This window comes from Enterococcus moraviensis ATCC BAA-383, assembly GCF_000407445.1.
Classification (GTDB): domain Bacteria; phylum Bacillota; class Bacilli; order Lactobacillales; family Enterococcaceae; genus Enterococcus_L; species Enterococcus_L moraviensis.
In genome coordinates this window covers 774,495-789,526 of the sequence record NZ_ASWB01000001.1, presented here as the reverse complement: position 1 = coordinate 789,526, position 15,032 = coordinate 774,495, and the positions used below count along the sequence as shown (strand labels likewise).

The 15,032-nt window shown below is 35.1% G+C and carries 15 protein-coding genes; 11 read left to right on the top strand and 4 right to left on the bottom strand.

Annotation, left to right across the window (positions count from 1 at the left end):
- Positions 1 to 31: 31 nt before the first annotated feature.
- Complete coding sequence (locus tag I586_RS03710) at positions 32 to 1,471, bottom strand: MFS transporter (RefSeq protein WP_010764507.1); 1,440 nt, start codon at positions 1,469 to 1,471, stop codon at positions 32 to 34.
- A gap of 534 nt (positions 1,472 to 2,005) precedes the next feature.
- Here I586_RS03710 and I586_RS03705 point away from each other — a divergent pair.
- The 10 genes from I586_RS03705 to I586_RS03660 all read left to right on the top strand — a co-directional run bounded on the left by I586_RS03705 (position 2,006) and on the right by I586_RS03660 (position 11,396).
- A complete protein-coding gene (locus I586_RS03705; RefSeq protein ID WP_010764508.1) occupies positions 2,006 to 3,328 on the top strand; it encodes a DRTGG domain-containing protein in 1,323 nt (440 codons plus the stop codon).
- A 13-nt stretch (positions 3,329 to 3,341) separates the two neighbouring features.
- On the top strand, positions 3,342 to 4,298 hold the full coding sequence (locus I586_RS03700; protein WP_010764509.1) for a DHH family phosphoesterase: 957 nt from the start codon (positions 3,342 to 3,344) through the stop codon (positions 4,296 to 4,298).
- A gap of 188 nt (positions 4,299 to 4,486) precedes the next feature.
- The gene (locus I586_RS03695; protein WP_010764510.1) at positions 4,487 to 5,329 is read left to right on the top strand and encodes a histidine phosphatase family protein; all 843 of its coding nucleotides are present in this window, start codon (positions 4,487 to 4,489) and stop codon (positions 5,327 to 5,329) included.
- A gap of 112 nt (positions 5,330 to 5,441) precedes the next feature.
- Complete coding sequence (locus tag I586_RS03690; RefSeq protein WP_010764511.1) at positions 5,442 to 5,786, top strand: zinc ribbon domain-containing protein YjdM; 345 nt, start codon at positions 5,442 to 5,444, stop codon at positions 5,784 to 5,786.
- A gap of 303 nt (positions 5,787 to 6,089) precedes the next feature.
- Positions 6,090 to 6,773 (top strand): class I SAM-dependent methyltransferase, encoded by a 684-nt coding sequence (locus tag I586_RS03685; RefSeq protein ID WP_010764512.1) that lies wholly within the window; start codon positions 6,090 to 6,092, stop codon positions 6,771 to 6,773.
- Complete coding sequence (locus I586_RS03680) at positions 6,770 to 8,335, top strand: ABC transporter substrate-binding protein (protein ID WP_010764513.1); 1,566 nt, start codon at positions 6,770 to 6,772, stop codon at positions 8,333 to 8,335. Before I586_RS03685 ends, I586_RS03680 begins: the two co-directional genes overlap by 4 nt.
- Positions 8,336 to 9,274, top strand: a complete 939-nt coding sequence (locus I586_RS03675; RefSeq protein ID WP_010764514.1) for an ABC transporter permease — start codon at positions 8,336 to 8,338, stop codon at positions 9,272 to 9,274.
- On the top strand, positions 9,271 to 10,053 hold the full coding sequence (locus I586_RS03670) for an ABC transporter permease (RefSeq protein WP_010764515.1): 783 nt from the start codon (positions 9,271 to 9,273) through the stop codon (positions 10,051 to 10,053). Before I586_RS03675 ends, I586_RS03670 begins: the two co-directional genes overlap by 4 nt.
- A complete protein-coding gene (locus I586_RS03665; protein WP_010764516.1) occupies positions 10,046 to 10,753 on the top strand; it encodes an ATP-binding cassette domain-containing protein in 708 nt (235 codons plus the stop codon). The genes I586_RS03670 and I586_RS03665 overlap by 8 nt, the downstream gene beginning before the upstream one ends.
- A complete protein-coding gene (locus tag I586_RS03660) occupies positions 10,746 to 11,396 on the top strand; it encodes an ABC transporter ATP-binding protein (RefSeq protein ID WP_010764517.1) in 651 nt (216 codons plus the stop codon). Before I586_RS03665 ends, I586_RS03660 begins: the two co-directional genes overlap by 8 nt.
- Positions 11,397 to 11,690: 294 nt before the next feature.
- Here I586_RS03660 and I586_RS03655 read toward each other — a convergent pair whose 3' ends face one another.
- The 3 genes from I586_RS03655 to I586_RS03645 form a co-directional block, all read right to left on the bottom strand.
- Entirely contained in the window at positions 11,691 to 11,969 is a 279-nt protein-coding gene (locus I586_RS03655) for a hypothetical protein (RefSeq protein WP_010764518.1), read from the bottom strand.
- 755 nt (positions 11,970 to 12,724) lie between these two features.
- Complete coding sequence (locus tag I586_RS03650; RefSeq protein WP_010764519.1) at positions 12,725 to 13,147, bottom strand: cytidine deaminase family protein; 423 nt, start codon at positions 13,145 to 13,147, stop codon at positions 12,725 to 12,727.
- A 135-nt stretch (positions 13,148 to 13,282) separates the two neighbouring features.
- Positions 13,283 to 13,606, bottom strand: coding sequence for a hypothetical protein (locus I586_RS03645; RefSeq protein ID WP_010764520.1), 324 nt, complete (start codon positions 13,604 to 13,606; stop codon positions 13,283 to 13,285).
- A 188-nt stretch (positions 13,607 to 13,794) separates the two neighbouring features.
- Between I586_RS03645 and I586_RS03640 the strand changes: the two genes are divergently transcribed.
- Positions 13,795 to 14,970, top strand: a complete 1,176-nt coding sequence (locus tag I586_RS03640; RefSeq protein ID WP_010764521.1) for a VanZ family protein — start codon at positions 13,795 to 13,797, stop codon at positions 14,968 to 14,970.
- Positions 14,971 to 15,032 lie beyond the last annotated feature (62 nt).

Here is a 15,032-nt window from a genome sequence, read left to right as displayed (position 1 = left end):
AGCAGTAAAATCTGCGTTCAGTTTCATTTTTTTATTTACTTTTTCTAGCTTTTAATGAGCGGAATAGAGTTAACCCTAAAGCTGTTATGCATAAAAGAAAAGAACCTAAAAATGTAATTCTCATTCCAAAGATAAAGATATCTGGGCGTTCACTGATATAGGTAGTGACTCTTTGACCATATGCAGCGCTCATTGCGTTATACAAAATAGTTGTTGCTAAAGCAATACCTAAAACCATGCCCAAATTCCGAGCAAAAGAGTTCATACTTCCGGCAACCCCCAAATCTTCTTTGGCCACACTACTCATAACCGTTGTATTATTTGGCGATTGGAAAAGTGCGTTTCCTAAGCCCATAATACCAGTAGCTAAAATATAGTACCAAAGTGGTGTACCTTGGTTTAAAAACATGTACATCAAAGAGGTGATCGAAAGTAAAATCAACCCAGAAAAAGTTAAAAGTTTTGTACCGATTTTATCTGTCAAAAAGCCACTGATGGGAGAGCCCACGACCATCAGTAAAGGGAATACCATCATTAATAATCCCGCTTTACTAGCAGGCAAGCCGCGAGAATTTTGTAAATAAAAAGGGATAACAACATTCACAAAGAAGTTAGAGGAGAAAATTAAAACAGCCGTGATCAAGCTCATTGTAAAAATCTTGTTTTTAAAAATCGAAAATGTGATCAATGGTTGGCTGACACGTTTCTCTACTCGAATAAAAATAATAAATGAGAGGAAGGCACAAGCAAATAAAACCAATGACATAATCGCATTGAAGCCAATTTCTTGGCCGATAAAAATCCCGCCAAAGAATGTCATAATAAACGCAGCAAATAAACCAAACCCAAGCATATCAACTTTTTTTCCGCTTTTAATAATATCTTTAGGTAGGAACTTCTCGCCAATCATAATCGTGATGATACCAACAGGAACATTGATCCAAAAAATATATGGCCATGAAAATTGTGAAAGAATCAACCCACCGATTCCAGGACCCGCAATCGAGCCTAACGAAACAAACGCTCCAATCGAACCTAATGCTCGACCACGTTCTTTAAACGGAAAAACTTCCGTAATGATGCCAGAATTTGTTGCCATAGTCATGCTTGACCCGATTCCTTGCACAATTCGCGCAAATAAAAGAAATTCCAATGAATGATTAAAGCCACATAACAACGAACCAATGGTAAAAATCACAGTACCGATACGGTAAACTTTGATCTTACCGAAACTATCACCAATTTTTCCAAAAAGTAATAAACACGCACAGACAATCATCAAGTAAATCGAAACGATCCATTCTGATTGATTCATCGGTACATTCATATCTTTAGAAATTGTTGGTAAAGCAATATTGACAATACTGGCATCAAGTGTAGACATAAACGTAAACATGGCTACGGAAACTAAAATCCACCAGCGATTTTTTTGTACCTCTGTATCTTCTTGAAAACTATTTACTGATTCCATTTATCCATCTCCTCAAAAAAATGTAACGATTCCTTTACTATCATACTCCTTTTTATGAAAAAACGGGAGTGGAAAATTACTGAAAAGTCATTATCAAGTTGCGTACTAGCGTAAGCTAAGCATTTTTAGAGCTTGTATTGGAAAATCAAAAGTGAAGGAACGTTTCTATTTGATTATTTTTAACTTCTGTTACAATAAAAGTATAATAACTGTACTAAAATCTGTGTTTTTTTGTTATACTTTTTAAGTGAAGTCTATCATTGGAAAAGTTAAATCTGTTTCATTATTCACCTAGAGTGAATTAAAACAGATCAAGTACAAAGTTAGACCTGTGCAAATGAGGCGTAACAGTAGAGCGATGTATTAATAATTGAGACATAAATTTCCAACCAACGAAACAGATTGATGAGTTTAATAAGAAAACGTTCTATCGTTTTTTGTGCAATTTTTTCATACTAAGCGCATTGAAAAAATATTATTTTTAAGTTCAATCGAGTTAGATCAGACACTAAATGTTCAATTGAGGAGGATATTATGGCTACAAAACATGATCAAATATTAAAGTATATTGAAGGGCTGCCAATTGGTGACCGTATCTCTGTTAGAAGCATCGCAAAGAATTTAGGCGTTAGTGAAGGAACAGCTTATCGCGCAATCAAAGATGCTGAAAATATTGGGTTGGTTTCAACTATTCAACGGGTTGGCACGATTAGGATCGAACGTAAATTAAAAAAACATATCGAGAAACTGACCTTTGGTGAAGTTGTTCGAATTATCGAAGGAGATGTCTTAGGCGGATCTGCCGGTTTAGATAAGGTTTTGAATAAATTTGTCATTGGAGCAATGACTGAAAATGCAATGACTCGCTACATAACGCCTGGTTCATTGATGATTGTGGGGAATCGTCAAGGTGTTCAAAAATTAGCTTTAGAAAATGGAGCTGCTGTTTTGATCACTGGTGGTTTTGATACGGAAAATGAAATTGCTGAACTAGCAGATGAATTGGAAATGCCTGTGTTAAGAACAACCTATGATACTTTTACTGTGGCGACAATGATCAATCGCGCATTAAGTGATCAACTGATCAAAAAAGATATTATGCTCGTTAGTGATATCTATACAACGTTGGAAAAAACCAATTATCTCTTTTCAACAAACACGATAGCTGATTATCAAAAGCTTTCTGAAAAGACGCATCATTCCCGTTTTCCAGTAGTGAATAAGAGCCTGCGTTTAGTAGGGATTATTACAGCTAAGGATGTTTTAGGAAAAGCAGAGACCTTGGCGATGGACAAAGTGATGACAAAAGACCCAATCGTTGTGAAAAAAATGATGAGTGTAGCCAGTGTCAGTCATCAAATGATTTGGGATGGGCTAGAAGTGATGCCAGTCGTTGAGGATGATTTGTCTTTAGTTGGATTTGTCTCTAGGCAAGACGTGATGAAAGCTATGCAACTTGTTCAGCGTCAACCACAAATTGCAGATACGATTTCTGACCAAATTTCTGGGGAAGTCATGCCAGTTGAAGATGGAAATAAATCGGGGGAACTACAATTTAAATTTTCAGTTGCGCCTCAAATGGTCAACAGTGTCGGAACGATTTCATTTGGTGTATTAAGTGAAATTATTGCAAACGTAACACAGCGAACGATGATTACAAATCAGAGAAGAAATGTCTTGATCGAACAGATGAGTTTACACTATTTACGTTTGATTCAATTAGAAAGCGAGTTAGACATCCGACCAAGAGTGTTAGAAATCGGACGTCGATCCGCTAAATTAGATATTGAAGTGTACTTAGAGAATGCTCTTGTAGCTAAAGCAATTGTGGTCTGCCAAGTGATGGAACGGACTTAGGAGGAAGTAGAATATGGATGTTGCAAAAGAAATTTTAACTAAAATAAAAGCGTATCAAACCATTATTATTCATCGCCATCAACGACCAGATCCAGATGCAATCGGTTCACAAGTTGGTTTAGCGGAAATAGTAAGAGCGAGTTTTCCAGACAAGAAAGTTTATCAGGTAGGTGGTTCTGTTGAGGGCTTAGAGTTTTTAGCAAAAATGGATGATGTAACGGATGCAACCTACCAAAATGCATTAGTTATTGTTACAGATACAGCGAATTCACCTAGAATCAGTGATGAGCGCTATAATTTAGGAGCCGAATTGATCAAAATCGATCATCATCCAAACGATGATCCATATGGTGATTTAGTTTGGGTCAATACAAAAGCAAGTAGTTGCAGTGAAATTATTGCTGATTTCTATCATCTTAATGAAGATGAACTGACGATGAACAATAATGCGGCTCGTTTATTGTATGCGGGTATTGTTGGGGATACAGGTAGATTTTTATATCCTGCAACAACAGCGCATACACTGGAAGTAGCAGCTGAATTAATGGCATATGATTTTAGCGCTGCAGACCTAAATCGTGAATTAGAAAAAATGCCGATGCGTGTAGCTAAATTGGCTGGATATGTTTATCAAAACATTTATGTTGACGAATTTGGTGCAGCTAAAATTATGTTACCGCAATCTTTACTTAACGAATATGGCATTGTCGATTCAGAAACAGCAGCCATTGTTTCGTTACCAGGCGCCATTGAGAACGTAGTAGCTTGGGGGATTTTTGTGGAACAGCCAGAAGGATATTATCGTGTCCGGTTACGTTCAAAAGGACCTGTCATAAATGAGTTAGCTAAAAAACATCATGGTGGTGGTCACCCATTAGCAAGTGGTGCCAATGCCAAAAATCAAAAAGAAGTTGATGAAATTTATACCGAGATCCAACAGTTATGCAAAACGTATAAAAATAAAGGATGAAAGCATTTACATTTCGATTCTTATCCGCTATACTAAGAGTAGTTGAATAGCGGATAGTGATTGTTTATGACAAGCTAAACCTAATTGTGCCAAAGAATTTCTTTGGTATAGTTGGGTTTTTTCTTTTTTAGAACAAACCTATCTCGTTCTTTTAACAAAAAATAACATGTTACGGAGGAGAAAAAATAATGAAATTGAAAAAGATGTTGGTTGGTATGGCGTTATTATCAATGGTTTTAGCAGGGTGCAGTAATGGGACTGCGAAAGAAGAAAAGAAAGCTGACGCAAAAGAAAAAGACAACTCGGAAGTCGTGATTTACCTTGCTCGTCATGGTAAAACAATGTTGAATACGGTCGATCGTTCCCAAGGTTGGATCGATGCACCATTAACACCGGCTGGCGTTGAAGTGGCGGAGCAGTTGGGTAAAGGGCTGTCTGATGTTACGTTTGATAAAGTCGTGACAAGTGATAGTGGACGAGCAATCGAAACGGCTGAGTTAGTCTTAAAAAATAATGGTCAAGAAAAAATGATGAAGGAAATGACGAAAGACAAACGTTTAAGAGAATATAATTTTGGGACGTATGAAGGCTTAATGAACGAAGACATGCTGACAGCAGTGGCAAAAGAACAAGGAAAAACTTATGAAGAATACAATGAGTGGATGAAAGAAGTCGGTTTTTATAAAGGTATTATCGAATTTGCCGATGTGTTATCTGATTTAGATAAGAAAAATGTAGAAGAAGGCGTGAATTGGCCAGCAGAAGATAGTAAAACAATCGTCACTCGTTTAAAAGCTGGATTAGATGATATTGTGAAAGATGCTGAAAAAGAGGGAGCGAACAATGTTTTAGTCGTTTCTCATGGCATGAGCATTATTACGTTATTAGGTGAATTAGATGCCAATGCTGAGTTGCCTGATGGCGGATTGAAAAATGCGAGTGTGTCAAAAGTAACCTATAAAGACGGTAAATACACGATTGATAGTGTCAATGATCTTTCTTACGTTGAAAAAGGCAAAGAAAGTAAATAAATCCAATTAACTTTACTATTTGTAAATATAATGGTTCTTTTCTTTCGTTTAGAAGTACGCTAAAATGAAGTGATAACACTTTAAAAGAGAACGATAATGAAGGAGAATTTAAATGGAAAATTTACCAAGTTGCCCTGAATGCGGCTCAACATATACTTATGAGGATCGTGGCATGATGATTTGTCCAGAATGCGCACATGAATGGTCGGCAACAGATGCTACAGAAGAGACAGCAGCTGTTATTAAAGATTCAAATGGCAATGTGTTAGCTGATGGCGATAACGTGACAGTTATTAAAGACCTAAAAGTCAAAGGGGCAAGTGGTGCAATCAAACAAGGAACGAAAGTGAAAGGTATTCGTTTAGTGGTTGATGCGGCAGATGGACATAATATCGATTGTAAAGTTGATGGGTTTGGTCCGATGAAATTGAAATCTGAGTTTGTAAAAAAAATATAATTATCACTATTTTCAAAGAGAACGTAGAAAAATCATTTAGATTTTTTTACGTTTTTTTTTTTCGAGGCTTGACTTTATTCTGAACAACTGATATATTTTTTTGGATCAAATCGCACTCATTACGTTTTGTGTTTGTTTAATCGAAAGGAGAAAGAGTATGAAAGTATAAAAATAGTTCAATATAAAGACAGAGTTTTGTTGTTTATATAAAATAGGTACATCATAAAATTATATCTTGAAAGTAAATTTGTGTTATGCAATAATTGATAATGAGAATCATTCTCAATTGAAGGAGGAGTTTTTATGGAAACGTATGAAAATTGGTGGCAAGAGGGAAGTCATGGGGATCAGGAAATGGAAAATAGTCACTATGAAGGTTGGCAAAACGTAATTGATTTAATTGACAAAAAGGATATACAGAATAGAACTATTTTAGATTTTGGATGTAATCAAGGTGGTTTTTTGCGGCATTTACATGATCGAATTCCATTTAGTAATGCTTATGGAGTGGATTTGGCAAAAAAAGCAATTGAAGTAGCAAAAAGTCGAGTGGCAGACTACCCAATCCATTATATCAACACAGACGATGTCACAACTTTAGACACCAAGTTTGATACTGCAATTAGTACATCTGTTTTATACTTAATCGAAGATTTAGATTCACATTTCGAGACAATATCAGCTGTTTTAAAAAATGAAGGTGTTTACTATGCTTCATTTTCTGACCAATCCAAAAATCCTAGTATGCAGTATATGAAGGAAAAAATAGATAAATATGGTGCAACCAAAATGCAAAACAAGACGTTGACAGAAGTTGTAGATAGTCTTGTAAAGCAAGGCTTTTCAGTAGAATTGATAAAAGAATATAGAGAACCAATCTATCAAGTTACACATTACAGAGAATTTTACCTATCAGTGGATGATTATATTTTGTCTTGTGAGAATTCTTACTTGATTAAAGCTACAAAAAAAGGAGAAAAGCAATGAAGAAAAGAGTTAAAATGATGGGTCTATTGTTAGGGTTAGTCTGTCTAGTTGGTTGTACGGCTATAACTGATAAAAATAACGACAATCAAGCACTAAAAACGGTTAATATTGCTATATCCAATGAAGGGAAAGCAGATTTATTAGATGCCACATCTTATGATGCAGCTATGGCATTATATGGAGCAGTGTATGAGCCACTGATTGAGTATGCAGGGAAAGGGGAATTCAAAGCTGGATTGTCCGAATCGTGGGATATTTCTGAGGATGGGAAAAAATATACGTTTCATTTAAAAAAGAATAGCAAGTTCTCTGATGGAAGTAAAGTAGACGCTGAAGCTGTGAAATTTACGATTGAGCGCGCGAAATATAACAATGAAACAACCTCATTACAAACTTTAACAAATCTTGAAAAAATCACGGTAATTGATGAAAATACAGTCGAGATGCTATTTACGAAAGTATCGAATCAAGTTCTCTCAGAGTTGTGTCAAACACGACCACTAAGAATTATGAGCCCAAATGCGGTAGAGAATCAGAAAATTGATGGAGAGTTTAAAAAAGCAATTGGTTCTGGACCTTTTGTCGTGGAAGAAAGTTCAGATGAACAGACGGTAATGAAAGCCAATCCATATTTTAATCATGAAACCCCAGTCAACTATAATGTAACATTTCAGACAATTGAAGATGGTAGCTCTCGCTCATTAGCACTCAAAAGTGGTGAAATAGATATTGCTGGAGGGACATTAGGGGATATTACTGATAGTGAAATTTCCTCTTTAAAAAAAGATAAAAAATACAATGTTCATGAATTTACTGGAACGATGTCACATTTTTTAGCCTTTAATCCAGATAATTCTCAGCTAAGTGCCACCATTCGTAATGGGATAGAAGCAGCAATCAACAAATCTGAGCTATCTGATAAAAAGTTAGCCGGATTATTTCGCGAGAATGTACAATATGTAACGGAAGAAAATCAGCACAATACTTCGTATGATTTAGATAAAGCAAAACAAATTTTTGAAAGCCAAGGTTATAAGCTCAATCAAAATAACTATTATGAGAAAGGAAATGAGACGCTACAATTTACCTTAGTTATACAAACAACTGAATTTCCCGAATGGAAAGAAAAGGCAGAAGTTATTGAAAGCGAACTTAAAAATGCTGGTGTTAAGTTAAATATTCAGATTTTAGATAAAGAAAGCTATTATGATGTTTTATGGAAAACTAAAAAATATGATTTGATTTTTTATCGAACGTATACAGATGCGCTGCTTCCATATAACTTTTTGAACTCATTATTTCAAAACCAAGCAGGAACGCACGGTGTTTTGGCAAATGATGAAAAACTGACTAATTTATTAAATGATTATGCAACAACCAACGATAAAGAAAAACAACAAGACATTTTTAATAACATTTTTGCTCGTCTATCTGAAGAAACTCTAGCAATACCAATTGAATACAAGGATGAAAACTTTGTAACATCTGAAAAAATTTCTACATTTGAGTATTCAGGTTTATCTGATGCGCCGATTGATTTCAAGAGATTAGCGGTGAACTAAATGTCTACGTACATTTTTTTGAAGAAAACCCTACGGTTACTTATAAGTATGTTGCTCTTTACCTTTATACTTTATGGATTACTTTATTTGTCAACAGGTGACCCGGCATTAAGTGTGCTAAGAAAACTTGGCGTTCAAACCTTATCACCCGAAGTAATTATAGAAACGCGAACAAAACTTGGGATCGAGGGGGATTTTTTTGATCAATACGTTCACTGGTTGCTAAATACTCTAAGAGGTGATTTAGGTCATTCATTTATGAATAATCTTCCTGTGAAAACACTACTTCTAGAAAAATTCTTCGTTACTTTTAGATTAATGAGTAGTTCTTTTATTCTTTGTATTGTTCTTTCGCTTTTAATTGGTGGAGTTATTGGGAATAGTTCGTCATATCAGTGGACGAAACAGATACTTTCGATTTTGTTATCTTTTCCAATTTATTGGATAGCAATTTTAGCTATCTTTATTTTTGGTGTTCAGCTGAATTGGTTTCCCTTTGTTGGCAGTCGCTCTATTCGTCATTTGATTCTACCTGTTTTAGTTATTAGTTTTGCTGAAGGGAGTTATTTAACAAAAATGGTCAGCGATTTAGTTGCGACTGTGGCTAAAAGTGAACGGCAAGTTTTGGCCAAATTTAGAGGGATCAAGTGGTACTACCGGTATTATTACCAGTTGAATGAGTTATTTGTAGCATTAATATCTCTGTATGGAACAAGTTTGGTTCACTTGTTTGGTAGCTGTGTGATGATAGAAATTATTTTTAGTATTTCTGGATTTGGAAAGCTACTGATGGATGCTATTTCAACTCGGGATTATCCGGTCATTCAAGGAATCACTTTAGTTGTTGCTTGTGGAACATTTATACTGAATTACTTGATTGATCTTGCTATTCAAAAAGTAGATAGTAGAGTCGTTATAAATCAAGGGGGGAAAGAATGAAAAGGATTGTTCAATTAATCTGTTTTATCATTGTTAGTCTAGTTGTCTTTTTGAATTTAAAAAATCCTTACCTGATTGATAAAGAGTGTCGCTTACAAGGAATTAGTTGGCAACATTGGTTTGGAACAGATTACTTAGGTAGAGATTTGTTTAGTCGCGTTATTTATGGATGTTTTTATTCATTGAGTATCGCTCTTCTGGTTCTAATTGGCATTGTTTTAATCAGTCTTCTCTTAGGTGGTAGTGCAGGCTTGATTGGTGGGTTTATTGATTTAGTCATTACAATAGTTGCGGACATGATGATAAGTATTCCCTCGATGATTCTCGCTCTCGTTTTTGCAGGCCTTTTTTCTAATTCGATTTTCACTGTAATGGCAGCTTTAATTATCAGTGGCTCTGGAAAATATATTCGCTACATTCGAAATTTAGTGTTGAATATAAAAACGGAAGAGTTTGTTCTTCTAGCGCCATTAAGAGGTTCATTTACATTTCATACGTTGTTTTATCATATTTTACCTAATTTAGTGGCAGAATTAATGTCTTTGTTTACGACGGATTTAGGCAAAATACTGATAAGTATTTCTGGTTTGTCCTTTCTAGGTATCGGCATACAGCCACCAACACCTGAACTTGGTACAATTCTTTTTGATGGGAAAACTTACTTTTTCGTTGCACCTTGGGTTTTTATTTTTCCTGGTATTTTGTTAAGCGGCATTGTTTTACTAACGCAAAGAATCAGCAAAAAGATCAATCAAAAATGGGGTGTAGTTTATGATTGAATTAATTGACTGTTCTGCTTTTTTGAAAAATCAAGAAATAGTAAAAGGAATTTCTTTAAAAATTCCCAAAGGAGCATTTTTTACAATTATTGGAGAAAGTGGTGGGGGGAAAACCCTTTTGAGTCGGATGATCTTGAATTTACTGCCTGCTAATTTTCGCGTAACGGGTAAAATTAAGGCAGATAGAGAAAAAATGGATTTGGTTTTACAGGATCCAATAGGCAGTATGCAAAGGAATATACCGATACGAACCCAGCTGCATCAACTATTAAAATCAAAAGGCATAGAAAATAAAGAAGTTAGGCAAGTGCGAATTGAGCAACTTTTAAAGTGGGTTGGTTTTGATTCGGTTGATTCTATTTTAGATAAACGCACATTTGAGTTGAGTGGTGGGATGTGTCAAAGAGTTGCCATTGCGAGTGCGTTACTTACCGAACCTGAGATTTTGATAGTAGATGAACCAACAAGTGCGCTAGATGAAGTAAGTCAGAAAATGATTTTGGCTCTTTTGTGGAAGATTTACCAAGAAAAAAACTTAACGATTATTTTTATTACACATGATCTGACCATCGTCAAAGAATTTAGCACACATGTAGGTATTATGAAAGATGGGCAGCTTATCGAGGTTGGAGAGACCCAGCAAGTTATTAGCAATCCTAGTGAAAAGTATACGAAGGAGTTGATTCAGATATTTGAATAAGAATTCTAGTTTATTAAAGATTGATAAATTAAGCAAAACCTATAAAGAACAAATTGTTTTTCAAAATCTTGACCTTGTCATAAATCAAGGTGAGTGGGTAGGTGTCATAGGAAAAAATGGTTCGGGGAAATCCACGTTGACTAAAATTATTTTAGGTTTGGAAACATATTCTGAAGGGGAAATTTATTTAAACGGACAAAAGCAAGAGCAATATGAGTTGCGTCAATGGATGCAAAACATTCAATTGGTCGCTCAATATACCCGAAATGCACTTGATCCTACCCAAAAAATTGAAAAAATCCTTCAGGAACCATTGAGAAAATTTAGATTAGTAGATAAATCAAATGAAAATTTACGTATTAAGCAAGTTTTAGATGACTGTCATTTGCCAAAATCATTATTAATAAAGCGCCCTAGAGAACTTAGCGGTGGTCAATATCAGCGAGTTTGTATTGCATTGTCGTTATTAGTAAAACCTAAGTTACTGATTTGTGATGAGGCAACAGCAAGTTTGGATAAAATCAATGAATTGAGAATTATTCATTTACTAAAAAAACAGCAGGAAATGAGTGTACTTTTTATTTCTCATAATAAAAAGTTAGTAAATGAATGTTGTGATAATACATTTTGGTTAGAACATTAGTGCAAAACTAATGAGTGGTTTTGTCAATTGATAATACTAAAAATTCTAAGAAAAAACTCTAGGAAAGTGATAATTGTCAGTGGAATAACCATTACATTTTGGCTTCATTTAACACGGAAGTATCATCGAATATCATTTGTAAGGTTAGCTTGCCCTATAATTTTTCAAGTTAAAACCCATTTGAGGCTGAGCAATAATTCTACGAATCATATACCAGCCTCAATGAATCTAACTAAATGATTACCGCACAAATGGTTCGTAAGCTTTATTTCGATTCTATTGATTGCTATTTAATCAGCAAGAAATCGACTGTTTCTCAGTAAGAACACAAATCTGTTTCTCTAAAATATTCAACATGTTTTCCATTTCCTTAAAATAGCTGTGATAAATTTTCCCACAAGCATAATAGTCACGAATGATTTTCTTTTTGTTCACAGGTATATTTTGGTCACTGAAAAAATCATTCAATAATAACAACGCTTTTTCCAAAGATTTCATTCTTTCTAAGACTTCTTTTATATCTAAAATATCCTGATAAGGAATTGCTTTAACACATTTTACTGGTTTTTTCATAAAAAATCTTCCTTTCTTTTGTTCAAAATAATGTGAGAAACGATACAAAAAAACGATACAAGCAGCGTACAACTACCAATATCGTTTCCAATGCGAGAAAAGTTTAGCTAAACGACCGAAAAATAACAATCATGTCTAGAAATTCAGACAAAAGTTCGGTACAATAAAGAAGCTAGAACTTCGGAACTAGCAATGGGCAACTTGTATAGATAGTTTGGGCTGTCTATGCAGGACTTTATCAATCGGTTGGCGCCAATTGATAAAGTGCCTATTTTTTCTGTTTTATGCTTGTACGATGTGTAAACTATTCACCTCCCATGTAAGAGTAGCAGAATAGAAAAAAACGATATCAGTTTCCACCAATACCGTTGACAATAGTCCAACAAATAAACCTGTCTGTTGTATCTAAAAAGAAGTCAGATACAACAAAACAAGCGAGTTTGTTTCTCGCACTATGGCAAGTTGTTCCGGCAGTTTGGGCTGTCATTACAATGTTCTTTTTCATTGGATTGGCAGTCCATTGAAAAAGTGCCAATGATTATTTAATTATCGTTTAAACTAGGAAAAGTTTCCTTCGTTTCATTTCTATTCTACGACTTAAGTATACCGAATTGAATATGCTAGCTCAACGGGAACAGAAGAAATTTTTTGAACTTTATTTTCATGAAAAAAACCTAAATAGTGCGTAATTAATAAGAGAAAGTGAGAGCGTATTGTTTCACGTTTTTTTAGCCCTTTTTCGCAAATGTTAGAACCTATTGATTTTCATACCTCGACCAACCCCACCAATTTGGAACTAGCTCTTCAAGCGTAATCGTTTCTCGTTTCTGATAATCAACCATGATTTCTGTATCTTTATTTTTAGGTGAAAACTGTAGCAATAGTTCTCTACAAGCGCCACAGGGCATTCCGCCCAGTCCTTCAGGTGCTTCACTGCGAAAGGTGATGATACGTTTTATAACGGTTTGACCACTATTCATATACATATTTAAAGCGGCTGTCCGTTCAGCACATAAATCCATTACGCCACTGCAACTTTCAATACAAAAACCAGTGTAAATTTCGCCGTTTTCACTTTCTAAAGCACTGACTACATGGTGTGCATAAATAAATGGCGTGACTTCTGTGGGATAATATTCTTTTTTCGCTTTTTCATACAATGTTTCCCAGATATCCATAAATGTACCTCCGTTATTTAATGATGGTCTTAATTATAGCAAGTGGCTACTGTAAAAGACAATGAACGTTTGTAATTAAAAAATGCTGGAGTGAAGAAGTATCCTCATTCCAGCTACATGCTCTTTATTTGCTTTTTAATTGGATTCTTCCCGAAAAGATTTCACTCTTTTTACACCTCTCCAAAGGTTGAGAAGTGCCAATATTGCACCTAAAATGAGTGGAAGCCACAGTATTTCTGGTGCATAGCCTAATGTTTCTAGTTGTTCAGTAGCATGACTGTCTTCCAAAGTCCATAACCCTTGTAGCACCTGAAAACTAAACGCCATCATAAAGGATGAGATCAGTAAAAGAACGAATCCGATATAATGCAGCTTGCTTTTTTTTCTAATAATAGCAAATACAACATATAAAAAAAGTAGAAAGATGGGGACGCCAAAAGCAAAGTATGGATTTAACATAGAAAAGCCTCCGTATGTAAAAATTGAATAATATAATTTGTTAGAAATACAACTATCCGTTGTTCCATGACTCAATCATACTGCAATTTTTTCAATTTGCAAAATATATTTTTTGTTAAAGCTATAGTTATTACAAATGACAAAGTGTTTATTTTCTACTAAACTAAAGAAGAAGGAGTGAGTTCTAAATGTCAGCTTATGCAGCACCAATCAAAACTGCGATAATCGTTTTTCCTTTTTTAGCCTTTGCGATTTCATTTGTGCTTGTGATTCGTGAATACCGGAAATACGGAACATTTTTATTCAGAAGAGCACTAATACTTTATTCATTTGTTTTCTATTTACTATGCGCTTATTTTTTAATTATTTTACCACTGCCGCCTCGAGCTGAGGTAGCGCAATATACGAGCCAAATGTTAGAATTGCGGCCGTTTTATTTTGTTAACCGTTTTATGCAAGAGACGGTCTTGAATATTCATGATCCAAGTACCTTTATCCCAGCGTTAAGGCAAGGCGTCGTGTTGGAGCCGGTTTTCAACGTTCTGTTGCTCGTTCCTTTTGGGGTGTATTTACGTTATTATTACAAACTTTCATTCAAAAAAGTAGTTCTCGCAAGTTTTCTCTTGTCACTGTTTTTTGAGTTAACGCAGTTGAGCGGGTTGTATTTTATTTATCCTAGACCTTATCGGTTAGCGGACGTGAATGATTTGATCAATAATACGTTTGGTGGAATTGTCGGTTATGCGATTACACCGATGTTGACCTTTTTATTTCCAACAAGAGACGAGTTGGATGAAGCCGCCTATGAAAAAGGGCAATCCGTTAGTTTATTTCGGCGTTTTGTGGCTTTTTTGATCGATTGGTTTGTGATTTCGATTGTGCAAGCGATTGGGATGTTTACGCTCAATTTAATCCCAGAATACAAACAATGGTTTGTGGGATATCCTGCATTAGAAGGACGAGTCTGGTTTTTCGCTATAGTGTTTATAGTGTTTATGTTGCTACCTAAAGTTACGAATGGGGAAACAATCGGCAAGAAAGTTGTGCGTATTCAAGTTGTAGAAGAAGGGCATGAAAAAATTCGTTTCAGAGCGTTATTTATCCGGTATGGTTATTTGTATGTTGTTTATGGTTTGATCAGTTCTTACATGACGAGTTTAGCTGATTTACTCAATTCTAGTAATCGGATGTTGCAGTTAGTGAGTTTTATGTTGTTTCTATTTTGCTCGTTTCTGTTATTACTATTTTTCATTAATGTTCTGTATGTATTGGTTAGAAAGAAGCGTCGATTATTTTATGAAAAGGCGAGCCATACCTATACGATCAGCACGATAAAAAGAGAGGAAAATGTAGAAAATCAATAAGGAATCGCACTTTTTGTGGTATAATGCATGAGGACTTACACAACAAGTTTGAAAGAGGTGAG